We start from the raw sequence: 544 nt of genomic DNA on the forward strand, positions 1-544 counted from the left end.
ATCGCGGCATCAACATCATCAGCAATACCATTGCTATCTGTATCGTTCACTGCTGGTACAACTGTATCTAGAGCATCTAAACGAGCATCTAAGCTATCTTTAGCTGCTGATTCAGGTAATGCATCTACCAAGCCTTGTGCTGTATCTTTCAATACATCTAATTGATCTTTGATCGCTTGTAATTGAGCTTGCGTTGCTGGACTGATTACACCATTTTTAGCATCAATTGCCTCTACCAATTCATCATGCTTAGCTTCTGCAGTTTGAACCGCTTGTGTTGCTGCTGCAATCGCAGCTTCGGCAGCATCAACAACACCATCACCATTTAAATCATTAATTACTGGTAAAGCTGTATCTAGAGCATCTAAACGAGCATCTAGATCATCTTTAGCTGCTGATGCAGGTAATGCATCTACCAAGCCTTGTGCTGTATCTTTCAACGCATCTAATTGATCTTTGATCGCTTGTAATTGAGCTTGCGTTGCTGGACTGATCACACCATTTTTAGCAGCAATTGCCTCTACCAATTCATCATGCTTAGCTT

Annotated in this window: 1 protein-coding gene; it reads right to left on the minus strand. The window is 41.4% G+C overall.

Going from position 1 to position 544, the window contains the following annotated elements:
- Window positions 1-544: GA-like domain-containing protein (locus AC1M9K_RS14495; RefSeq protein ID WP_481589637.1), on the minus strand; the 544-nt coding region annotated here is incomplete at both ends.

This window comes from Acinetobacter sp. 24-47-67, from assembly GCF_056779735.1.